The following is a 24488-nucleotide window of genomic DNA, read 5'->3' on the forward strand; positions in this document are numbered from 1 at the left end:
ACCCTATGAAACGTCTTATTTCAATCATTACACTCATTGCATTGGTGAATCCTCTTTCGAGTTTTGCAGCGACGAGCTTTGACAGCCAAGTGCCTGTTTTTACAGCGATGAAAACGGATATGGCTGACGCAACAGATTACACGGGTTATGCGAACGGCCTTGAACTTATGATCAATGCCAACTTTACGGATATTGGCTCAGACCCTTATGAAGAAGCAATTGTCAGAATGGCGGCGCTTGGCGTTGCCAATCAGCACGGTGATCGAAAGTATTATCCGGCAGATCATGTAACGGGATATGAGGCGCTGGGTTTTCTCGTACGGTTGATGGGCAACGAAAATGCCGTGATGCAAAATGTCTACGCGCAGGTGGGCAGCAGTTCTTCTGTTTCGCAGGTGGCGCTGCTGATGAATCAGGCATATCTCAATCAGGCAACGGCATCTGGGATTATCACGGCAACGGAAAATGTCGGCCTCAACAATCCTGTATCGAAAGAACAGCTGACCGTGTGGACAGCGCGTGCAACAGGGCAGGCACCTGTCTTTGCCCAAGAGGCGGTTTTCAGTTTTAATGACTGGCAATATGTGAATCCGACGTATCGTAGCTTAGTAGAAGCTATGGTGAACAACGGCATTGTCTCAGTTAAAAATGACGGCAGTTTTGGCCCGAAAGATAATGTAACGCGCAGTGAAATGGCCAATATTTCTAAAGCGGCACTGGCAACGCAATATGCGGCGCGAGGTCTCAACAGCGGATTCGGCCTCGTGATCGGTGCAGAGGAAGCAACGGTTTACAATGATGGCGATACCGTGACGAGCCATACGTACACGGTTAAAAATACAGATGGTACAGTGACGCGACTGATTGCAGAGGATCATTCGGCCGGCAATCGACAAAATAATTTTGTCGTTTATAAAGACGGCTATGTATCCGATCAGCGTGCGCTTGCCGTAGGCGATGAAATTGAGTACGTCATAGACGGCGACGCGGTTAAATACGTACAGGTTATGGATGACGATCTGATTTTGGAAAAAATAAATGCCAATACACTGGCAGATGTCTATGCCACGTTCCACTATGGCACGGTTTCTGAAATGAAGACGGAAAACAGTTACAACCTGGGCTCTTCCATTATTACGGATATTTATCGAATGGTCGATGTCACCGGTGATACCTTTGATATCCAAGTCGATGAAGACCTCTATACGGGACTTCGCGACGATATTATTACGTATAAAGACGGTCAGATTGGCGGCGTGAAGCTTTTAGCAGTTGGCGACAATGTCGAGTACCTCGTCAATGAAAATCGGGAAGTCATTTATATTAAAGTACAGCCTATTGATGCGACGACGATTTCCGGTTCTGTAAGGGAAGTTTCTGAGCTGACGGAAACGTCGCCGGCGCAAATAACGGTTTACGGGTACGATGACAAGCTTTATACTTATCCTTTGGCGCCGTATGCAGACTTGACGATCAACGGACGCTATACAGATCTCACCAATTTTGTCTATGGCATGAATGTCACCATGGATGTTGCCAACGGTTATGTCGTCAGGGCATCCGCCGAATCCTACAGCGGCGAACCGGGTTACATCCCTCAATATGGCAAAATGCGAATTGGGAAGGTTAGCGCGCTCTATATGAATAGCTTTATTATCACGCTTTCCAACGGCAGTACGGAAGTGGTAGACATCGGTGGCGATACATTGATTACCAAAGACGGCAATGCAGTCAGTTTCAGTGCACTTAAAGTCGGCAACGATGTTAAGGTTTATTATGATGATATTTATTCAACGGATGCGACAAAACTCGAAATCGAAGCACCTGAAGTATTGTTCCAGGTTATTTATAAAGGCAAGATTAAAAACGTCAATGAAGCGCGCAATGAAATTCAGTTTATCGGCAATGACGGCGTGTCAAAGCCGCAGTACATTAACAACAGCGAGTGGGAACCGACAGACGATTACAATCTCACACTGAAATACGATGATTCAACGGATGTCTATGTTGGCAACAGACTCGTGCCAATGAATGAAGTTGAGCGTTCCTATACGAGTTATACGGCCTATGCCGTGGTGAAGAGCGTCTACGGTCAATCGACCATTGTGAAAATGAGCATTAAGACCGGCGGCGAAATGATGTACACCAGTATGGTCAGCAATGTCGATCACACCACGGGAAAATTTGATATCGCAACGAAAGAGAACTTTTCCATTACTGGTGCGACAATTGTTATTAAAGACGGCCTCGTGGTGCCGAGCAGCAAGATTGCATCACGTGACAGCGTGTTTGTGGTTTCGGAAAGTCCAATGGGATCCTATGCGCAAAATGCGATGATCGTAAAAGTTGTCACACCATATGACGATATTTTTGACAGTATTCGAATTGGCGCTGTTGAAGATGTGAATCGCAGTACGGTTACTTTTAGAAATTATGCAGGCTATACCAATAACTTCTTGAATGATGTGGATAAGACGGAATCGGGCTCTTATAAACTCTACACCAGTTCCAGCGTTGTCGATGTCACGGATCCGGCCGATCAAGTGAGCCTTACACCGTATGAGCTCTTTAACGGCTCTTACTCCAAATGGGACAATGTCGACAGTACCTATAAGTCGACGACCAAAGGTCTTAAATACGATCGTTACTATGCGTTTATGGTCGTTAATGAAGCGGATAGTTCCATAGTCGCCATGCATCTAAGGCATCAGGGGCTTCTGGATAATCAGAACATTGATGATAACCTTTATGAAGAAGAGGATATCGCCGATGAGCTTGAGGGGACATTTGAAGGGGCTGTCTTGACGCGTGGTATGGTGGTTTCAAATGATGAAACATGGGATCGCCTTGAAATAACCGACTCGCATGACTGGACGGATTACACCGGCATATGGACGGCAAACCGCGCAAATATTTACATCCAGTATACGGATGCCATTTTTATCAAGAATAATGATGTCAAAACTATCGACGATGTTCAGACCGGTGACTACCTTTATATTATGCGGATTAAGGAAGATGCCCTCGTCATTTTCATTGAAAGCTGATGGAATCTTGGTTTGTTGACTGAATGCTAATGGTATCTTAGCTTTAATGCGCAGGTGATGCTGATTGAGCAGAATGCGACGATTGGTTAAGCGGATTGGTTAGCATGAAATAAAATCGTTAGCGTGTACGTGAAAGATTGGAAAGTGTTGGATTAATAGGAGGAAATAGATGAAGAAGGGACTCTTAATCTTAATGGCAGTCATCTGTCTGACAGCAGGCGCCGCTTTTGGACAGGTAACATGGCTGGACGGCGGTGTTGTCGGTGACGTGCTGCTCGATGGCACAAATGAATATCAGGAGATGTGCTTTGTAACGGGTGCGCCAGTCCTCTTAAAGGGAACGGTGACGATTCCAACAGTACCAACCAATGCGGCGACGTATAATTTGAGTTATTCCTATGAGTTGGCCAATCTAACAGCAGGCATAACGCTGGAGCGAACGGCTGTGTTTCGCGTGACGCTGGACGAGCGCAGTACTGTGAATCAGACGCTCTATTCAAAAGAACTCACCAGCTATGATGAAACCATTACCACAGATAGTGGGGAATACACACTGGGCAAGTACACCTATCAGGAAGGCCGCCTCATTGACAATACCCCCGCTGTCGACTATTTTTCAGGCAATATGGTAGCAGAGCGAACCTACTATCTTGACGGTGACTACATGACAAACAGCGGAACGCTGTCGATTGCCGTCGAGTCGGATCCCATTGTGGGATACGATCATCAGTGGGGGAGCAGTGAGACGCAAAAAGTGCATCAGATGCTGACGCATACCACAGACGAAGGTACGTGGAATGGCAGCATTGACGTCAATATGGCTTCGACGAAATACGTTAATTTTCTCTATCAGGGAACCGATCCGCAAAGCATTAGCTTTAGAGGGAGTTACTTTAAAATTACCAGTGAGGAAAATGTACTGAATTATGCGTATGATCTGCCGCGACAGACAAATGGTGCCGTGGACTATAACAGTACGCGCCGAAACATTGGTGAGTCCAGCGTCAGTGATGATGTCATACTCGAGTCCAAGGCGCTGATTACACCTAAGATGCGCGATATCGGCGGTCATTGGGCGGAGATTCCCATTTTTCTGATGACTTCTTTAGAAGTCTTTGATGCATCCAATGAGTATTTCGCGCCGGATGCCATGATTTCGAGAATTGATTTCGGCAAGGCCGTTGTCAATGCCATTGCAGGTGTGCTGCCGACGCCAACGCGGACAGATGTTATCAGGCGTTTGAGACCGGGGGTCGATACGCCTTATCTAGACGTCCTGCCGGATGATCCTGACTATCACTATTTGGAATATATTAAGGAACACCAGATTATGGCAGGGGAGAACAGTTACTTTAAGCCAAATGAAACCGTCACGCGTGCACAGGCAGTTGCTATTATGATCAATGCGCTCGGTCTTCAGTACAATGCGCCATCACCACCGTATGAAACGGTTTTTAAAGATGATGCGTACATTTCCGAATGGGCAAAGGACTATGTCTATGTTGCCAATGAAATCGGCCTTGTCAATGGCGATACAGAAGGCAACTTCAATCCGAATAAACCTTTGTCGCGCGCAGAAGCAGCGGCGATGATCTCTGGTTTTATCTCGCATATCAAGGATGACATTACCTATGATTACCGTGAAAAGATTATGAATAATTAGTGGTGTTCAATGCGGAAATACGAATGATTTAGGCGTTTGCCGCCCGATGGGCATGATGATTTTTTTAAAAATTATTTTAAAAAGTTTATTAAGTGGTTAACGGTGTCAGAATGGCGTGGCCGCGATTCGAAAGATTTTATTGAACAAAAGTATATAAACAGGCAAGAGTGGAAAGTGAAAAAGCCTGAAACGTGCAATATTGCACGTTTCAGGCTTTTGTATACATGGAAATATTGGCCGAAATGTCGCCAGAATGCGACAAAATCATGTAAAATATATTTAAGTACAATGGCGAATACCTGGTGACGGGAGACAGTCGCATAGAGGTTATGTGCGTAAGTACGACAGCAATTGAGGGAAGGCAGCCCGATACATATAGAAAATGTGCTGCTTAGGAAAAGATAGAACAAGCGTCTACAGGGAAAGGGGAATTTGAAGAATAAAGGGGAGGCAATTATGTTTAAGCGAAAACAATTATCTGCAATGCCGGTGACAACAGTGGTCGAAGGAAATGAAGAAGTTCCGAAGGAGACGCAAAGTGAGCTTGTGCCGTATTTGCTCGAAGTCAATGATTTGCTTATGCGCATGACACAGCTCGATTATGTTAAGGATATGCTGATGGATGTCAGCCGTCAGACAGAGATGGTTGAAAACATCGCATCCAGTTCGGAAGAACTCAGTACATCAAGCACACAAATTTCAGCGTATATTCATCAATCGAGTCAAATGACAGAAGATGCTTTAAAATTGTCGTCAGACTGCATGGCAGGTATCGGCAAGTCGTTTGACGAAATCGCAGAAGCCTTTGAAAAGTCTCAAATGGCCGAAGGCGCCATGAAAAAAGTAACGGAACAGGCGCTTCAAATTGAGCAAATGGTAACGGTGATCAAGCGTGTGGCAGACCAGACGAATCTACTGGCACTTAACGCCTCAATAGAAGCTGCGCGCGCAGGCGATGCAGGACGCGGTTTTGCCGTCGTCGCTGATGAAATTAAGAAACTGGCAGACAGTACCAAGGAGCAAGTGGATGTTATTCAAGATGTTGTTCAGATCCTGATGGCTGAAATTAAGACAGCAGATGGTGTGATTAAGGAAAGCGCGCGCATCTTCACTGGCGGCAAGCAAAATATGGATTTATCGAGAAGTACGATGACGAGCATGGCCGGTGCGTTAGGTGAAGTGGGTGAGAGCTTTAAGCAAATTAATGAGAGCGTAGATGATCAGACGGCGGCATCAGAAGAAATGGCGGCGAGTTTAGCGGTTGTCAATGAAAAAATCAAAACACTCAATGGTGAAACCGTTAAGACGGGTCGCGCTTTTAATGATATCAGCCGAAGTCTGGATCTGCTTCGGATCAAGATGCTGCCTGAGGCGGCGATGCCGCAGTCTGCACAAATTGAAGTTTGTATCACCGATCACCTCATATGGCGTTGGCGCGTCTACAACATGATCTTGGGGTATGAAAAGCTCAATCCCGAACAGGTGGGGAATCATTTGGTATGTCGATTGGGTCAATGGGTGGCAGACACAGGGCGCGGCATTCCTGCTATTCAGCAGCATTTAGATGAGATGGAAGTACCGCATCAGAGACTTCACACATTTGCAAAAGAAGCGATCATCGCCTATAATAAAGGCAATCTTGGTGAAGCTGAGGCAAAGCTTGTGGAGATGGATACGGTTTCAAAGCGCATTATCGAACAGCTTGATATCATTAAGCGAAAGCTTCAATAGCATTTGCGAGAATTGATAAATTACAGACACTTAGGTGAATTTCTCTTAGGATTCATATTAAAATTAAGTGTCTGTTATTTTTATTTGGCCGGAATGCTGTATAATAGAAACATGATGCTGGGGAGACTTGGACAATGAAGGATTCAGCAAAGCAAAATCTTCCGCCGGGTACGTTAGTCTACACGGGGCGCCATCATCAAGTGACACCGGAGATGACGCTGATTGCCTTTTCGGCGGATCACTATGTAAAACAGCATATTGAACGCATCGAGGACATTGAAAGTGTTGAAGGTGTGAAGTGGTTAAATCTCACAGGCCTTTCGGATCTTGAGCCGATTCGCAAAATTGGGGACTTTTACGGCATTGATCCCATGATACTAGAAGATATCGTTCATGTAGAGCAGCGCACAAAGATTGAATTAGGTGAAAATTACCTCTTTGCTGTTTTCAAGATGATTTATACGCGGAAAGATATGGCGGATGATGCAGCTGAAAGCCGTCATCATTTTAATCATGAACACATCAGCTTTCTGTTGATGCCTTCGCTGCTCATCACGTTTCAAGAAGAACCGGGTGATGTCTTTGACGGCGTTCGTGGTCGGCTGTCAGATGAAAACGGCCGTATTCGCACGCGAGGTGCTGATTATTTGTTTTATGCACTGGTGGATGCGCTGGTCGATCATCAGATGGAGGCCATGTTAACCCTGCAAAATGACATTGACAGTTTAGAGGCGAGCATCGTTGAAGATGAAATTGGCAAAATAGAGCCTTTGTACCATTTAAGGAAGTCGCTGTTGATATTAAAGAGCGGTGCCATGCCGCTTCAAGAGACTTTGACGCGCCTGATTGCACAGGATACGGTGTTTTTATCACCGATGACGCGCACTTATTTTAAAGATGTCATTGATCATGCCGTACACCTTTCGGATCGTATTATGATGTACCGTGAAGTGGTGGCGAGCCTCTTTGATATGCATCAGACCAATGTCAGCAATCGCATGAATCGCGTTATGACGACGCTAACGTTCTTTTCGGCGATTTTTATACCGCTGTCGTTTTTAGCGGGTTTTTTTGGGATGAATTTTGAAGTGTTTCCGAGCTTGCATTATCCATATGCGTTGCCGATTTTTATTGGCAGCTGTATTGGCATTGCGCTCCTGATGCTTGGGTTTTTTAAATGGAAAGACTGGTTTTAAATGGTTTTAAATATTTGTTTTATTAAATGCTTCATTAAATTAAAAACTTATGATGATTGATTCAAAGATTAATGAGGAAAGTTTTATTTGATATTCAAAGATTGATTTTGCAGATTGATGACACAGAGATCTGGCATGGTATTAGAAAGTGGAGGCATCCGAGGATGAGTGGAAAAGCAAAAAATGATCAGGCAAAGAAGCTTGAAAAACAGGTGAGAAAACGTGCAAAACAAAAGCGAAAGGACATTATCAAGGCGGCATTGGCGATTTTGCTTGCGCTGCTCATGGTTGGCATTGCCATTGCACCGGCATTTTCGGAGACGCTGCCGCAGCAGCATCGTGTAAATGACTTAATAAAGGAAGACAATTTTCTTCTGGAGAAAATGACATCATCCCTTGACAGCATGCTCATCTCAGATTACATGCTGTCAGCGGCAGAACCGGGTAGTGTTAAAGCGACAGGTATTTTACCGGTGTCCGGGATGAGTTTTGCCGAAGTCGATGTGGATATGGAGAAGATGATTGAGTACATAGAGCAGAACTATTATAAAGAAGTTGATTCCGAAACACTGATTGAAGGTGCCTATAAGGGAATGCTTGATGTTTTGGATCAGCATAGCACGTATTTTTCACAAGATGAATACGATGATTTTATCACAGGACTTTCTGGAGAATTCACAGGTGTAGGGGCTTCGATCTCTGCGGGTTCTGAGGGGTACATACAGGTGGTGGCGCCGCTAAAGGATTCACCGGCGGAAAAAGCGGGCTTAAAAACAGGGGACCTCATTGTGTCGGTAGACGGTGAGAGTACATTGGACTGGACCACGGAAAAAGCGGTATCTGTTATTCGCGGTGAGGCTGGGACACCAGTGACGCTTGGCGTTGAGCGCGAAGGTACTGTCGGTACGCTGGATGTCGTCATCGTTCGCGGTGTTATTGTTCTTTCGACGGTTTCCTACGAAATGCTCACGGATCAGATTGGCTATGTTGAGATTACACAGTTTGGTGAAAATACCAATGACGAATTCGATGAAGCAATGGCAGACTTGATGAACAATGACGTACACAAATTGATTATTGATGTCCGCAACAATCCGGGCGGCTATTTAAATGCAGCGATCCACGTCAGCGACTATTTTGTTGAAAAAGGCAAAATTATTGTAAAGGAAGAACTCAGCGGCGGCAAAACACAAGTCTTCAGAGCAAATCGTGAAAAAGTGCCGGCGGAAGTTGTCGTACTGGTGAATGAAGGTTCTGCAAGTGCCTCGGAGATATTTGCCGGCAGTTTGCAGCAAACCGGCGGCGGTATTGTCATCGGTACCAACACCTATGGCAAGGGGACGGTGCAGACGCCTTATGACATGGCTTATGCCGGTGCGATTAAACTGACCATAGCCGAATACGTTTTGAACAATGATTACCATGTTGACGGCGTGGGTATAATACCAGATGTTATGATAAAATTGCCGTCAGAGGCAGAGTATCAGGCGTATCTTAGTTATGTGCCGATGAATGAGACAAAAGCAAAGCACAAAGGTGAGATCAGTCTCAACGTCTACGGCGCACAGCAAAGACTTAATCTGCTGGGTGAGTCGTTGACAGTTGACGGAAAATTGGGTTATAATACTGAGGCTGCGCTCAAGCGCTTCCAAGAATCGCATAACCTAAAGGCCAATGGCGTTCTGACGATAGAAACGGCCGAGGCGATTAAATCGGCAGCGGATTCGCTGTTTGACGGCAGACGTGACCTGCAGCTTGAAGCGGCATTGTCACATTTGCAGCAATAATAACGGGCTCATTCGTTCTTTTTATCGGGGTGGTCGACTGCTCATTGCATACTGTGATGCGGTGTTTTCAGTGCATTGCAGTGGTTGGGATGGAAAATGGGCTGATGTCGGCTCGAAGGCATGAAAATGTTTAGAGGGTTTGCAACAGCTTGTTTTACAGTTCTATTACAATGAGGGTTCCTTCATTGACCGAAAGAAAAGAATAATGATATAATCAGTTGTAGGATTTTGCAATACACCCTCACGGGATGTGCTAAGTTCTAAGGATGTGCTTTAATCCTTAGAAGGGGGTTATTGATCAAAACTCTCTTCTGTAAAAAGAAGCAACAAACTATCTCAAAATTTTAAGGGAGGAATTCGCACATGAAAAGAGTATTATCTTTAGTATTAGCGTTAGTGTTAGTACTAGGCATGATGCCAACATTTGCGGCAGGTGAAACCGGAGCGGATAGCTTATACGAAAACGGATTCATCTCAGGTGCCAATGGCGATTTAATGGTTGATAAATCATTAACTAGAGCTGAAATGGCAGTCGTATTATCAGAATTGTTTGGCGTTAAAGAAGCTGCTGCGAGCTATGCAGTTCCAGCAAATTTCTCAGATGTAAACGATCACTGGGCTAAGAGCTACATTGCTTATGGTCAAGCTGCTGGCTGGTTCGGCGGTTACCCAGACGGCACTTACAAACCAGAAGGCGTTGTATCTGGAAACGAATTAGCGGCGTTTGTATTAAACGCATTAGGTTACCAAGGTGACTATGATTTTGCAGAAGCAATCGACTATGCTGCAACAATGGGCATTGAAGTTCCTGCATCTACAGAATTAACAAGAGGCGAAGCTTTTGAATCAGTTTGGTCAACTGTCAATACACCTGTTAAAGGTTCTGACGTTGCACTCGGTGTTTCATTAGGCAAAATCGAACCTCCAGTAGTTGCACCTACAGACTTGGAAGTTGTATCTGTTAAAGCTAATAACTTAGTACAAGTTGAGGTTGTCTTCAATCAACCAGTTGATGAAGATACTGCTGAAGATACTGACAATTATGATTGGGATGACAACGATACACAAGATGTTATCGATGCAGCACTCCAAGAAGATGGCGAAACAGTTATCCTTACATTAGGTACTGGTACAACAATTACTGCAATGGGTCAACAAGACAAAGACACACTCACAATTTCTAACGTTCTTACAGAAGATGAAAGCGTTGAAATTGATGATACAGATGTAGATGTAACTTGGTTAGACCAAGACCTTCCTACAATCGAAGATGTTGAAGTTGTTGGCGTAAGCACAATTAAAGTAACTTTCTCTGAACCAATGGATCCAGCTAATGTTGACAAAGGTTCATTTGAAGCGAAAGACGGCAAATACTACATTAAAGATGTTACTGGTCAAAAGAACAACACTGAGTGGTTAGTTGAGCTCTATACTTCATTAACTACTGGTGAATTGCCATTTGAAGTAAAAACAGATGCAAAAGATTATGCTGGTTTTACTGTAATTGGTAAATCGTTCACTTTAGATGTTGTGGAAGATTCAACAGCACCTACAGTTGTAGGTTATACGGATGCTGACCTGAATGGTATTACATTAATCTGGTCTGAAGACGTAGAATTAGTTGATGGTACTGCAGGAAACTACTACCATACAAATTCAAACAATCCTGTTAATGGCCCGGTTGTTGCAGCTGACATTGACGGTAATGAATTGACAATGGACTTTACAACAAATGAGTTACCAGAAGGAACTGCATACGTTTATGTTTTAGAAGACTCTGTTAGAGACCTTTGGAAAAACAAAAATGATCAACAAATGATTAAAGTTGAAGTAACTGTTGATACAACAGCACCTAAACTTGATGATGTTGATGTAGACGAGGAAGATACACTTATTTTAACTTTCTCTGAAGATATTGATAAAAACTCTATCGACAAATCAGACTTTACTGTTCTTGATTCTGACGGTGATGAAATTTCAACAAAACTTTCTTCAGCTAAATTAACAGATACAGATGAGATTACACTGATCTTTGCTGATGATTTAGATGGCGGCGATTATACACTCGTTATTGAAGACTTAGAAGATTTAGCTGAAAATGAAATTGAAGCAACTTCTGTTGGTTTCACAGTAACGGATTTAACTGCTCCAGTGATCACAGGTATTACTGCACAATTCTATCAAACAAATGTTGGTACAGTTGCAGCGCCAATCTATGATTACGTTGTTAGAGTCAACTTCCCTGAATCAATGGCAACTGATGGTGAATACTCAATCGAAGATATGACGAAATATGTCATTACTTCTGGCGGTAAAGATTATATTGTTGATGATATCAGCGATGCAGAAATTGATGTTGTTTCAGATGGCAAAGCAGTTGAAATTACATTCAATTCAAAAGATGCTAAGTTTGCACTTAGTACTGCTGACGCAGACAAAATTGAAGTAGCACGTGTTGCTGATGAAGCTGGCAATTACTCTGCAGCGCTTTCTTCAGGAGCAAAAACACTTAAGTACAGCAATGGTGATACGGTTAAAATCACTTCAGTTGAGTTAACTGATGTTGATACAATTGAAGTATCATTTGATCAAGAATTAACAACATTTGAAGCGGCTGACATCATGTTCTTTGCTTCAGCAGCTAGCACTACAGCAATTGATCCAGAATCAATTGATACAGATTTAGATGATGATGGTTTTACAGTTGCAACTTATGTATTCCCTGATGAATTTGCTTCTGATGCAACTAATGCGTATTACAGAACAGCAGCAGGCACTGCGACAGAGCCGTTAGAATCAACAAATGATTATGGCAACTACATTAAATTGTATGGTGCATCTGCCGCTAACCTTAAAGTCGTCGACTCTTGTGCGCCTGCACTTGCTATCTTAGCAGGCACAGATGAAGATGATGATGTACAGTTAACTACTGGTATGGCTTATAACTATACAACAGGTGTTATGTCTGCCAATGCTAATACTGATGTTATCGTGATGACATTCACTGAAACGCTTGACTCTTCATATATCGCAAAAGGTATGTTTGATGTTTCAGGTTTTGATGCAGATGAAATTACAAGTGTTGGTTTAGATCCAACAAGCAAGAAAATTGTAATCGTTCTTGATTCTTCTGATGGTAATGCTAGTGAAGGTACTACAATCAGCTTGAATGGTTCAATTTCTGATAATGTAGATAGTATTGCTACAAAACCAGATGGTTCTGCACTGTCAGATTCAACGGATCTTATTACAACATTAGAAACAGAAGTTTACAAATATACTAACGAATAATTTATTGTTCATAGTGTAAAAGAGTAATCGACTGGGGTTCACAGATTTTCTGTGAACCCTTTTTGATTCGATAAATATAAAAGCTTAGATTAAGAAAAAAATAATAATCTTTTAATGTTTCAGTAACGAAAGTAGGGTAAAATGATAAGAGAATGAGAAACGAGGAAAGGAATGTAGCACATGAAGAGAAAAGTTTCGATACTGATGATAATGCTGCTATTGCTTTTTCAGAATTTTGCTGTGTTTGCAGATAATGTGACGTTAGATCGTGACACGGCAGTGACGAGGGCAATAGAGAGCAGCAATGCAAAGGAAGATTTAAATGATTCGCTGAAGACATTAAATGGACAAGTTGCAACGCTTCATAACTATGCTAAGCAGCAGAAAGATGGGAAATCAAACTACGATTCCATGGTTGACATGATGAATGCGAATAATATTCCAATTTCCGATAAGTACTATTATACGGCAGTAGAAAAATACAATTATTTTTACAGTATGCAAATCCAGTATGAAAGTGTTAACGCGCAATACAAGGCTTTAAAAGATACTGTTGATACATTTGATCTGCAATTAGAAGCAGGTGTAGATCAGCTAATGACAAAACTCATTTACTTAAATGAAATGCTAGTGTTGCAGAATGATTATGTTGATATTCAGTTAAAGCTTTACAAAGATGCTGAGACACAGCATGATTTAGGGCTTCTTTCGGAGAATGAATACTTAGACGCCAAGGAGAGTTACCTGAAATCGTTGTATAGTGCAAGTCAAACATATTACTCTCAGCAGAGCTTGGAGCTTCAATTCAAAGAGTTACTTGGACTAAACGTCGATGATACCCTGACATTAAAAGATGATTATTTAAGTCCAGATACAAACATTGAAACACTTGATTATTATGAGAATTTAGCATTAGAAAATCGCAATGATATTAAAAGTGCAAAATATGCACTTGATGCGGCTTACACAACTTATGACTTAAATATGCGCGGTTTATATGATCTGACGAACAAGCTAAGAGCGCAGATGGCTGTGGATCAGGCTGAAGCGGCTTATGATGCTGTTAAGGTAGCCGCGCATCAAGATGTATTAGCGGCTTATAATGAGGTCATTAATGCTCAGAAGAATTTAGCAATCAGCCAAAAAAATTATGAAATACAGCTGGCTTCACAAAATCAAACAAAGATATCTTATGAACAGGGCTTGATTAAAAAGACTGATTTAGATCTCGTGAATTATGCGACATCAGCGAGTCTTGAAGCATTAAAGGATCAAATTAGAACGGTATACCTAGCGGTTGAGACAATTAATCAATCGACTGTTTTGGAATAGATGGAGGTAAGCATGAAAAAATATTTAATAACAACATTGATGATAGGAATGCTGTATTCGTCATTTGCATTTGCAGATACGACCATAATTGATCCATTGCTCACATTAGACGAAGTATATAATTTAGCGATTGAGAATAGTATTGACATCAAAACAGCTGATGATAACATTGAAATTGCAGAAGACGAACTTCAAGATGCAAAGGGTGCAAAGGAAGATATCGAGTGGTCTTACAAAGACGCCGATGAATACATGACACTTGTATTTGCGGATAAGTATGATATTCCGTTGGCAGAAAATGCATTGGCTGCTGCAAAACGAGATAAAGAAAATGCTTTGAAAGATTTAAAGATTGATGTAACAAGTCGTTATATTGATTATTTACAAACGGTAGATAATCTGGAAACAAGCCAGGCTGATTTAGAACAGGCGCAAACGACCTATAATAATAAGACTAAGGAGCATGAGCTGGGGCTTATTACATCTTCCGACCTAGAAGCTTTTAATGTTTCATTGCTTCAAGCCGAACTCAATGTTCAAATGAATGAAAATGCGTTAGAACAGGCACAAATTTCGTTTAATCAGATGATTGGCTATCCTATTGATACGCTCTTTAGATTAACGACGGTAATGGATGTTAAAACAACTGTAGATTATAATATTACAACCTTGACGAAGAATATCGAAATATTTGATCAGACGCTTTTGGATTTAAAAGAGGATCTTGCTGAAAAGGAATTGAAGCTTGAACTAATTGAAGACAATGTACTCGATACCAAATCGGTTTCGTTTAAGGGCTCCACAACGTATATTTATGGAAAATCATCGGAGTATTCAACGACAAAAGATGATATTGAAGACTTACAGGATGATTATGATGAAGCACTCAAAAGCGAAATTATCAATCTGAGAATTGCATTTAACAGCCTTAAAAATACGGAACTATCTGTTAATATCAATAAACTTAACTATGACAGCGCTGTCCGTCAGTTTAATACGGCAACTGTTAAAAGTGATTTAGGTCTTGTAACAGCTTATGAGCTCCAAGATGCTAAGAACAATGTTACCAATATGTACAACATATACATGACTTCAATCAATGATCTTTATACACAAGACCTTGAATTTCAAAAGACAATCGGTACGTACGAAGTGACAGAGTAAGACCTCAAATTTCAGTCAATAAATATTATCTATCCATAGATTTCTATTTTGAAAAATTTAAGACAGATAAAAACCGACAAATATTTCAACTGTTTTTTCTTTTTGAAGTGTCTGTCGGTTTATTTCTTTCTGTATAAAGTGACTTTTACGTTGGGCATAGAGGCCTAGACTGCTCAGTGAAAATCAGTAAGAAAGTGTAATTGGTGAGCATTTTATATTCATGAATAAGGAACTATAGGAATAATGCCTCTATTTTGGATTTGCAGCTCCTGTCTTAGATTTAAGATAAGATAAGATGATCCCAAAGAATACCCAGAACACAGGGGAAACATGAACAGTAGAATCATTGAAAAGTGCCGCGGTGAAATAGGATGCCATCGCAACCATTAGAGCCGATTCATAAACATCTGAAAAAACAAATGCATTTTGGTATAATCGCTTAAACCATCTTACCAATAAAACGACAATTAAGACCAAGAAACATATTAACGAGAGAATACCGGTCGATAGTGTAATTTGCAAGTAAAGATTATGGGCTTTGTCGACTACCATATTTGTTGTTTGATAGACATGTAGTTTACCAATATAATCATTCTGTGGAAAAATGAGTGCAAAATTATCCGGGCCGTATCCTAAAAGTGCATGATCGCTAATGAGCGGCAATGCACGTGACCAGATATACCCTCTGGCTGAACCGAGGTTTTCATGGCCAGCTAAGAAAGCTGCAGAATCGACGTCATTAAGGGCTTCATAGTTGCCATACGCATTACGGTACATGAGCTTGCCATCAATGTAATTAAACGGCCACATGACATTTTCGGCCTGTAAGGTTAAATGATACTGTCCATCATCATAAACCGTATAAAAAACAAACATATCATGAAGTTCAGGCTGGTCAAAATACATTTTACTTTCATCGTTAATGCCGCCGTACTTGATTGGCTCGCCATTGAAGGTAAAATCAAAATCCCAGCTGTTTTCTGTCTGGGAGCGAACGATGATATCCAGTTCGCCGCCAGTAACACTGACTTTGATGATGTCGTCATCAATCGCGATGCCTTGAAGCTGATAAGCTGTATCATTAGAGGCGAATATTTGCTTAATACGACTGCTGACTAAGCCTCCAGAGAAAGCCTCAACAGCACCAAAACACATGATTCCAACGATTAACAGTATTGCAACTGCTTTACTGTTCTTAATGATCAGATTTCGGTTGAAAATTAGAAAGACTACCATACCAACAATCAGTCCCACCATACCGCCACGCGCAGTTGAAGCAAATAGGTTAAACAGGATCAGTAAAGCTGTCAATGCATACATAATGCGTAATTTTAATGATTTTTGATAAAGTGCCATGGATAGGAACACAGGAAAGCTTAGCGTGATAAAAAAGCCGACATAATTATAATGGTAGAGCGTTTGCGAAACAAAATTTGTATCACCATAAGTTTTCACCATGGCAATTTGCTGATCGATTTTAAAAGAGGTAAGCAGTGGTCGTAGTGCTTCGCTCAGGAAAATGTCATGGCCAAAGGCTTGCCCTAAACCAATGAGAGAAAGAATAATATTGGTAACCCAAAAGACATTAAAAAGTGTGTTGATCCGTTTCTGCTCCCACTGCACACTGTAGGCAAGTAAAAAAATAACGCCATAACTGAGCAAAACCCACATGCCCTCATAACGCTCAATAAAGCCGTTAAAAGCAACCGTTGTATTAAATGCGCTAAGCGTCGCAAAGATAACGATAACCATACTGACCAGCATTGTGAGTGGTATGATATCCCTAAATGATTTAACTTGTTTATAAAACAATTTCAACCCCAACAGGATACAGCTAAGAATACCTACGATCTTGATAGCATTTGCCTTTATGTAGGAATACGTATCATAAGTGAGCGTCTGGCCTGTATCCCAGACGAAATCTGTCGTTGAAAATTCAACAGGAACAATGCGAATTAGCAACGGAATAAGGCCGATGGTAATCGCTATTAGCCAGAATGCGTAAGTATCTAAATGTGTATCTAGTTGAAACGCTTTTTGCGGTTTATGCTTTTTTCCCATGGTATCTGTCTCCTCATCATAGTATCAATACTATTCTATGATAATCGTCAATGGAATTCAATCTTATGTCCTTAAATTGGTGATAACGTAATATGATTTATCACAATTATTGCTTCTCTGTGTTATTTCAATGTTTCAATTTGCTTACGAAGGTTATCAATCATGCCTAAATATAGTATAATGTTTAAGTGAAATTCTGATTAATTCAAGGGGCATAAAAAGTGTTATGTTAAGTATTATCATCGTTCACTATAAAACATTAAAAATGACCTCTGAAACAATACGGTCTATTCAAAATTCGAAGCTAAGTAGCACATATGAAATCATTGTAGTTGATAATGCTTCCAACGATGGCAGTGTTGCGCAGTTAAGAAGTGAATTCCCAGAAGTAGACTTCATTGAGAATGATCAAAATGATGGTTTTGCAAAAGCGAATAACATTGGTATTCGAAAGGCAAAAGGCGAATATATTCTGCTGCTTAATTCGGATATCGCTTTGGCACCTGATGCGTTGGAAAAGGCACTTCAGTACATTATAAAGAATCGTAACACCGGTATATTGGGCATAAGACTTGTACTGCCAAATGGTGTATTAGATCATACGTGCAAGCGTGGCTTCCCGACGCCAATGTCATCATTGTATTATTTTATGAAGCTTCATAAAAAATATCCAGAATCAAAGAAGTACGGACATTACACACAATCGTTTATTAATGAAGAAGAAACGGCAATTGTAGATGCGGTAGTGGGTGCGTTTATGCTCATACCAAAAGATGTGATTCAAAAAGTTGGATTGCTTGATGAATCTTTTTTCATGTACGGCGAGGATTTGGATTATTGCTATCGTGCCCATTCAACCGGTTATGATATTGTCTATTACCCTGAAGCGCGTGCTGTTCATTTTAAAGGCGGCAGCGGTAGATCATTAAAAGTGACTTATGAATTTTATCGGGCGATGTGGCTCTTTTACAAAAAGCATTATGTACATACATATGGCCTTGGTACAACGGTTTTAGTTGGTGTGGGTATTGCGGTAATGTTTCTGTTTGCCGCTTTGAAATGGTTTTTTAGGAGAACATAAATGATTAAAAACAACCAAAAATATCTAAATGCACTTCAATATATTTTGGATATATTTTCAGTTGTAATTGCATTAATCTTGGCCTATTTCTTGCGATTTAATGTACTCCTCCAAGATGATAGCGTTCAGCATCTCTCATTTTATAACTATATTGAATACTTAGTTGTACTGGTGCCAGTATACTTAGCATCATTTTTGCTGCACGGGCTTTATAAGCCGCAGCGGCGCGATCGTTTTTACCGCGAAATTATCGGGATTACACGTTCGATTATCATCAGTACGGTGTCAGTACTCGCACTTTTATTCATTAATAAAGAAATTCATTATTCCCGTTCCGTACTTTTGATTTTTACGATCTTTGTTTTTGGTTTGATGGTAATTCAAAGAGGTGCCATTCGGTATAGTCTCAGATGGCTGCGAAAAAAAGGCTATAATCAAAAACATATCATCATTGTGGGCACTGGTGAATTGGGACTAAACTTTACAGAAAAGATTAAAGCAAATCCTCAGTTAGGCTATACAATCGTTGGTTATTTAGATGATATAGATAATGCACCAGAACATTTAGGGTATCCATTGCTCGGAAAGGTTGATCAACTGAGTGAAATATTAACAGCATTTCAAATTGATGAACTCATTATCGCATTGCCAATAGAGGCTTATAATAAAGTTGCCAGACTGATTAATACATGTGAGTATAACGGTGTGAAAGCGCAGATCATTCCGGCATACCAGAGTATTCTTCCTGCAAAACCATATTTTGATAATTTAGAAGAAATTCCGTTAATTAATATCCGTCATATTCCGCTTGATGAGCCACTGAATGCACTTGTTAAAAGAACATTTGATGTGGTCGTATCTTTGCTGGTTATTGCAATTTTCTCGCCATTATTTATAGCGATAGCGATTGGCGTTAAATTATCGTCGCCAGGTCCTGTTATTTTTAAACAAGAGCGGATTGGCATCAATCGAAAAGCATTCCAAATGTACAAATTTAGAAGTATGCGTGTTCAGAGTGATGAAGAAGAAAAAGATAAGTGGACGACAAAAAATGACCCACGCAAAACCTTATTTGGTAATTTTATCAGAAAAACAAGCTTGGATGAACTGCCGCAGTTTATTAATGTGTTAAAAGGAGAAATGTCAATCATAGGACCGAGACCGGAACGCCCTTTTTTTGTTGAACAGTTCAAGGATAAAATTCCGAAGTATATGGTTAAGCATCACGTAAGGCCGGGACTCACCGGCTGGGCACAGGTAAATGGCTGGCGCGGAGATACTTCGATTGAAAAGCGAATAGAACATGATATATACTATATTGAGAACTGGACGTTTGGCATGGATATCAGTATTTTTTTGAGAACATTTTGGTGTGGGTTTATTAATCGGAATGCGTACTAATTTATAAGATTTACGATAATAATCTTTAAATAATTGCAAAGCAAAGGTATCTTTGTTAAAGTTGCAATGTTCTGCAGTCAAGTTGTAATGATATGGTATAATGGTATGGCATGTATTGTTTGTTAAAAATACTTTTTATATACTACTTGTATGATAGTGCGATGACTTTACCTAAGGCTTGTACATATGAAGAGTATAAATTGCAAGTATAAATTTGCTTCATAATTATAATAATTTAAAAAGAGTTATTGTGATATTGCAATAAGAACTTTCAGATATCTTATAATATGGTAATAATCAGGAGGAGTAATGGCTGAAATTTGTGTGACGAATACAGGGCTTGCAGGGTTAGTGATCATAGAACCAACAATATTTGGTGATGACAGAGGGTATTTTTTAGAAGCTTACAATACCAATGAATTTAAAAAGCATGGGCTGCCAACAAAATTTGTGCAGGATAATGAATCTATGTCTAAAAAAGGTGTTCTTCGAGGGCTTCATTTTCAGACAAATAACCCTCAAGGGAAGTTAGTTAGAGTAGTTACTGGAGAGGTTTATGATGTTGCAGTTGACCTTAGGGGAAATTCTGTAACATACGGAAAATGGGCAGCAGTTGTTCTGAGTGGTACCAATAAGAAAATGTTTTATATCCCGCCGGGGTTCGCGCATGGATTTTTAGTACTCTCCGATGAGGCGGTTTTTACTTACAAATGTACGACACCATATGATCCGTATAGTGATTCAGGAATTCTGTATAATGATAATGATTTGGGGATTGAATGGCCTATTTCAGAGGGAGAAAATCTCTTGTTGTCTGAGAAAGACAAATGTTTAAAATCATTTTCAAACTTTAAAACTAACTTTTAGGAGAGATTGCTTATGAAATCTATATTAGTAACAGGGGGAGCAGGATTTATAGGATCAAATTTTATTTCGCTCCTAGTGAAAAAGCAATTATTTAGAATTGTTAATTTGGATGCTCTTACTTATGCGGGGAATCTTGAAAATTTAAAAGAGATTGAAAATAATGATCATTACCGATTTGTAAAAGGGTCTATAAATGATGATGTACTTGTTGAAGCTTTATTTGAAGAAGAACAATTTGACTATGTAGTTAACTTTGCTGCAGAAAGCCATGTAGATAGAAGTATTAAAAATCCAGAAATATTTGTGATGACAAATGTCTTAGGGACTCAAGTATTATTGAATATAGCAAAGAAATTTTGGCAAACCGGAATTGATAAAAACGGTTATCCTATTTACAGAGATGGGGTTAAATATCTTCAGGTTTCAACAGATGAGGTGTATGGTGCTTTAGGAAAAACAGGAATGTTTACAGAAAGTACACCTTTATCACCAAATAGTCCTTATTCAGCTTCAAAAGCTTCTGCGGATCTGATTGTCAGAGCATATAATGAAACTTTTAAAATGCCTATTAATATTACGCGCTGTTCTAATAATTATGGACCATATCAATTTCCAGAAAAATTGATTCCTCTTATGATAAACAATTGTTTAAATGATAGACCACTCCCTGTCTATGGAGATGGAATGCAAATTAGAGATTGGCTACATGTATTGGATCACTGTGAAGCCATTGAAACTGTGTTGGAACATGGAAAAAACGGCGAGATTTACAATGTAGGCGGAAACAATGAAAAGGCAAATATCGAAATTGTTAAACTGATTATTAACGCTCTCGACAAAAACGAATCTTTAATTCAGTACGTCAATGATCGACTTGGGCATGATCGTCGGTATGCAATTGATAATACTAAGATAACGACTGAGCTCGGATGGTCTCCTAAATATACATTCGAACAGGGTATTAAAGAAACCATTCATTGGTACCTTGATCAAAGTGAGTGGTTAAATAGAGTGATTAATATGGAATATATGGTTTATTACAATACTATGTATTCAAAGCGATTATAATTATTTAAATAATATCGAATAGCACTTCAAATGTTCTTTTTATTTAGATAAAAGTGAGTATATACATTCAATTATGGAGGTGGATAAAATTGAAAGGGATTATTTTAGCGGGTGGAAGTGGAACACGCTTGTATCCATCCACAAAAGTCATTTCTAAACAAATTATACCAATTTATGATAAACCTATGATATATTATCCTTTATCGGTCCTGATGTTAGCTGGAATTCGGGAAATATTGATTATATCAACGCCTAGGGATGTAGTTATATTTGAGGCACTCCTAGGAAATGGGTCACAATTAGGACTTCAAATAGCGTATGCGGTTCAGGATGCTCCTAATGGACTTGCAGAGGCTTTTATAATTGGTGAAAATTTTATTGGAAATGACAGGGTGGCACTAGTTCTAGGAGATAATATATTCTATGGGTATGGATTTTCTGAACGACTTGAAACAGCGGTGAGACGGAGTAGTGGTGCCACAATTTTTGGTTATCATGTAAGTGATCCTGAGAATTTTGGTGTTGTTGAATTTGACACAGATGGAAATGTGATGTCTATTGAAGAAAAACCAAGTGTTCCTAAATCAAACTATGCAGTACCGGGGCTCTATTTTTATGACAATGAGGTTGTAAAAATTGCAAGAGGGATAAAACCATCCAAAAGAGGTGAACTGGAAATAACAGCTGTTAATAATGCATATTTAGAGCAAGGCAAACTTAAAGTTGAATTGTTTGGCCGTGGAATGGCGTGGTTGGACACAGGGACACATCAAGGCCTTTTAGAGGCGGCTAACTTTGTAGAAGCAATTCAGAAGCGACAAGGTCTTTATATAGCTTGTATTGAGGAGATTGCATACAAAAAAGGATACATTTCAAAACAACAGTTGCTTCAACTGGCTGAACCGTTAATGAAAGCAGAGTATGGTGAGTATTTGAAACGATTGTAAATAGCAAAAAATAAAATCATGGAGTTAAAAATGAAAGTGTTAATCACAGGCGCTACTGGCCAATTGGGGTATGATGTATGCAGAGAATTAGCTAATAGAGGCATTGAATATCGTGGTGTTGGGTCTAAAGAATTAGATATCAAAGATAAAGCGAAAGTGACTGCTTATTTTTTGAATTATTGTCCTGATGCAGTTATTCATTGTGCAGCTTATACAGATGTTGATCAGGCAGAAAAAGAACGTGATATTTGTTTTGCAGTGAATGTTGATGGAACACGGAATGTTGCAAATGCATGCAAAAAGATTGGAGCAAAATTACTCTATCTATCCACTGACTATATATTTTCTGGTGAAGGAGATTGTTCATTTGAAATAGATGCTCCAGCAGCGCCCCAGAATGTCTATGGTGAAAGTAAGTTAGAAGGCGAACAAGTTGTTTTAGAAATAATGACATCTTATTATATAGTTCGCACTTCGTGGTTGTTTGGGAATAACAATAGTAATTTTGTTCAGAAACTTTTAAATCATGCTAAATCAAACAAAAAAATATTTATGGTTTCAGATCAATTTGGATCTCCTACGTATACTGTAGATTTATCGAAATTATTGTGTGATTTAATTCAGACAAAAAAGTATGGTATTTATCACGCCAGCAACGAAGGTGTTTGCAGTAGAGTAGATTTTGCAAGAGAAATTTTCAGACAAGCATGGTTAGACGTGGAAGTATGCCCTATCTTAAGTAAAGAGTTAACGACAACTGTCAATCGACCCCTCAATTCGAGGTTGAGCAAGAAAAACTTAGATAAAGAGGGATTCTCCAGACTTCCTGAATGGCGAGATGCACTATGGCGATATCAACGTGAAGAAATTACGAATAAAAAAGTATTAGTAACAGGCGGATTGGGATATATTGGCAAAATAGTTGTAAAAGAGCTTTTAGATGCGGGTCATTGTGTAATGATAGCATCATCTAGCTATGACGGGATGGATTTGCGTGCTGTAAAATGCCCTGAATCCATTTTTTCAGGGGCGAAAGATATTTATAGACGTATAGGAAGTCCTGATGTATGTATACACCTGGCATGGACGGATGGTTTTGTGCATAATTCGCCAGAACATATGAAAAATCTATCAAATCATATTGTTTTTTGTGAGCATATGATGAGTGGCGGTTTGCCAGTGCTTTCTTGCATGGGAACGATGCATGAAATAGGGTATTGGGAGGGCGAAATTGATGAAGACACTCCGTGCAATCCTCAATCCCAGTATGGTATTGCAAAAAATGCTATGCGTCAGAGTTTATTACTTTCTTCAAAAGATTTTGCCTGCACATTGCACTGGCTACGGTTATATTATATAGTGAGTAATGATATTGGGGGAAAGAATATATTTGCAAAAATGATGCAAGCAGCACAAGCAGGTAAAAAAAATTTTCCTTTTACATCAGGGAAGAATCTATATGATTTTATGGAAATTAATGAACTTGCGCGATTAATTGTAGTGGCTAGTATGCAGACAGCAGTTAAGGGCGTAACCAATATTTGTACTGGTATTCCTGAAACATTGGCATCTCGTGTAGAACAATTTATTAGTGATAATAAATTGCCGCTCAAACTAGACTATGGTCAATATCCAGATAGGGCATATGATAGCCCTGGAATGTGGGGAAATGCTACTAAAATCAAACAAATATTAAGTCAGAATATGGATACATTACAAGATTAGAGATCCCACATTGTAATTGTAAATGGCTATTAAATAATCATACGCGCATTAGACAGATTTCTGTATGTTAGTACATAGGCTGATGTTGCGGAAGTTTATTTCAAAATTGGTGACCTTAAGGAGGTTT

15 protein-coding genes are annotated in these 24488 nt (G+C 39.9%); 14 read left to right on the top strand and 1 reads right to left on the bottom strand.

Annotation, left to right across the window (positions count from 1 at the left end; genetic code table 11):
- Positions 1-5: 5 nt before the first annotated feature.
- The 8 genes from KHM83_RS07870 (at position 6) to KHM83_RS07905 (ending at position 15211) form a co-directional block, all read left to right on the top strand.
- Positions 6-3047, top strand: a complete 3042-nt coding sequence (locus KHM83_RS07870; protein WP_213236448.1) for an S-layer homology domain-containing protein — start codon at positions 6-8, stop codon at positions 3045-3047.
- A 169-nt stretch (positions 3048-3216) separates the two neighbouring features.
- Positions 3217-4710 carry an S-layer homology domain-containing protein gene (locus KHM83_RS07875; RefSeq protein ID WP_213236449.1) on the top strand — a complete coding sequence of 498 codons (1494 nt, stop codon included), beginning with the start codon at positions 3217-3219 and terminating at the stop codon, positions 4708-4710.
- A gap of 456 nt (positions 4711-5166) precedes the next feature.
- Complete coding sequence (locus KHM83_RS07880; RefSeq protein ID WP_213236450.1) at positions 5167-6441, top strand: methyl-accepting chemotaxis protein; 1275 nt, start codon at positions 5167-5169, stop codon at positions 6439-6441.
- A gap of 134 nt (positions 6442-6575) precedes the next feature.
- Positions 6576-7637: a magnesium/cobalt transporter CorA gene (corA, locus tag KHM83_RS07885; RefSeq protein WP_213236451.1), complete on the top strand. Its 1062-nt coding sequence runs from the start codon at positions 6576-6578 to the stop codon at positions 7635-7637.
- Between the two features lie 164 nt (positions 7638-7801).
- Positions 7802-9424, top strand: coding sequence for a S41 family peptidase (locus KHM83_RS07890; RefSeq protein ID WP_213236452.1), 1623 nt, complete (start codon positions 7802-7804; stop codon positions 9422-9424).
- A gap of 363 nt (positions 9425-9787) precedes the next feature.
- Complete coding sequence (locus KHM83_RS07895; RefSeq protein WP_213236453.1) at positions 9788-12715, top strand: S-layer homology domain-containing protein; 2928 nt, start codon at positions 9788-9790, stop codon at positions 12713-12715.
- Positions 12716-12895: 180 nt separating this feature from the next.
- A complete protein-coding gene (locus KHM83_RS07900) occupies positions 12896-14047 on the top strand; it encodes a TolC family protein (RefSeq protein ID WP_213236454.1) in 1152 nt (383 codons plus the stop codon).
- 12 nt (positions 14048-14059) lie between these two features.
- Positions 14060-15211 (top strand): TolC family protein, encoded by a 1152-nt coding sequence (locus KHM83_RS07905; RefSeq protein WP_213236455.1) that lies wholly within the window; start codon positions 14060-14062, stop codon positions 15209-15211.
- A 249-nt stretch (positions 15212-15460) separates the two neighbouring features.
- Here KHM83_RS07905 and KHM83_RS07910 read toward each other — a convergent pair whose 3' ends face one another.
- Positions 15461-17272: an O-antigen ligase family protein gene (locus KHM83_RS07910; protein ID WP_213236456.1), complete on the bottom strand. Its 1812-nt coding sequence runs from the start codon at positions 17270-17272 to the stop codon at positions 15461-15463.
- Positions 17273-17498: 226 nt separating this feature from the next.
- On the opposite strand from KHM83_RS07910, the gene KHM83_RS07915 reads away from it, so the two are divergent.
- The 6 genes from KHM83_RS07915 to rfbD all read left to right on the top strand — a co-directional run bounded on the left by KHM83_RS07915 (position 17499) and on the right by rfbD (position 24361).
- Complete coding sequence (locus KHM83_RS07915) at positions 17499-18353, top strand: glycosyltransferase family 2 protein (protein ID WP_213236457.1); 855 nt, start codon at positions 17499-17501, stop codon at positions 18351-18353.
- On the top strand, positions 18354-19754 hold the full coding sequence (locus tag KHM83_RS07920) for an undecaprenyl-phosphate glucose phosphotransferase (RefSeq protein WP_213236458.1): 1401 nt from the start codon (positions 18354-18356) through the stop codon (positions 19752-19754).
- Positions 19755-20063: 309 nt separating this feature from the next.
- Positions 20064-20621, top strand: a complete 558-nt coding sequence (gene rfbC / locus KHM83_RS07925) for a dTDP-4-dehydrorhamnose 3,5-epimerase (RefSeq protein ID WP_213236459.1) — start codon at positions 20064-20066, stop codon at positions 20619-20621.
- A 12-nt stretch (positions 20622-20633) separates the two neighbouring features.
- Positions 20634-21689 carry a dTDP-glucose 4,6-dehydratase gene (gene rfbB / locus KHM83_RS07930; RefSeq protein ID WP_213236460.1) on the top strand — a complete coding sequence of 352 codons (1056 nt, stop codon included), beginning with the start codon at positions 20634-20636 and terminating at the stop codon, positions 21687-21689.
- Positions 21690-21778: 89 nt separating this feature from the next.
- On the top strand, positions 21779-22636 hold the full coding sequence (gene rfbA / locus KHM83_RS07935; protein ID WP_213236461.1) for a glucose-1-phosphate thymidylyltransferase RfbA: 858 nt from the start codon (positions 21779-21781) through the stop codon (positions 22634-22636).
- 30 nt (positions 22637-22666) lie between these two features.
- On the top strand, positions 22667-24361 hold the full coding sequence (rfbD, locus tag KHM83_RS19950) for a dTDP-4-dehydrorhamnose reductase (protein WP_343213129.1): 1695 nt from the start codon (positions 22667-22669) through the stop codon (positions 24359-24361).
- The last annotated feature ends 127 nt before the right edge of the window (positions 24362-24488 follow it).

The organism is Fusibacter paucivorans (assembly GCF_018390735.1).
Classification (GTDB): domain Bacteria; phylum Bacillota; class Clostridia; order Peptostreptococcales; family Acidaminobacteraceae; genus Fusibacter; species Fusibacter paucivorans.